Origin of the sequence: Rhodococcus sp. EPR-147 (genome assembly GCF_001647185.1) — a bacterium.
Taxonomy (GTDB): domain Bacteria; phylum Actinomycetota; class Actinomycetes; order Mycobacteriales; family Mycobacteriaceae; genus Rhodococcoides.
This window is the reverse complement of the sequence record NZ_LVCU01000056.1, coordinates 1-602: the sequence shown is the minus strand read 5'-3', so window position 1 is coordinate 602 and position 602 is coordinate 1. Positions and strand designations below refer to the sequence as shown.

Sequence of the window (602 nt, the reverse complement as noted above, 5' to 3'; positions counted from 1 at the left end):
CGAGATCAAGAACGGCCAGCGCAAGCAGGTCAACCGCAAGGTTCTGCCCGGCTACATCCTGGTCCGCATGGAACTCAACGACGAGTCCTGGGGCGCGGTGCGCAACACCCCCGGCGTCACCGGATTCGTCGGTGCGACGTCGCGTCCGTCACCGTTGACCATCAACGAAGTCGTCAAGTTCCTCATGCCGCAGGAAGGTGCCAAGAAGGACGCGAAAGCGACCGCAGGCGCAAGCGACCAGAGCGGCGACACCACGTCGAAGCCGACCATCGAGGTCGACTTCGAGGTCGGCGAGTCGGTCACCGTCATGGACGGCCCGTTCGCGACTCTCCCCGCCAGCATCAGCGAGGTCAACGCAGAGCAGCAGAAGCTCAAGGTGTTGGTATCGATCTTCGGCCGTGAAACCCCGGTCGAGCTCGGCTTCACCCAGGTCTCCAAGATCTAGAAGCCGCGCGCACAGACTTGCAGTAGCAACCGCAAGAAACCCGAGCGAATACAAGGAAAAAGAAATGCCCCCGAAGAAGAAGAAGCTAGCCGGGATCATCAAGCTTCAGATCCAGGCCGGTGCCGCCAACCCGGCACCGCCCGTCGGCCCCGCATTG

1 protein-coding gene and 1 pseudogene are annotated in these 602 nt (G+C 62.3%); both read left to right on the top strand.

Annotated features, from left to right (window positions below):
* On the top strand, positions 1-445 hold a 445-nt coding region (gene nusG, locus A2J02_RS02355), incomplete at its 5' end, for a transcription termination/antitermination protein NusG (RefSeq protein WP_068046256.1).
* A 64-nt stretch (positions 446-509) separates the two neighbouring features.
* Positions 510-602: pseudogene (locus A2J02_RS02350) on the top strand (50S ribosomal protein L11); the annotation flags it as partial.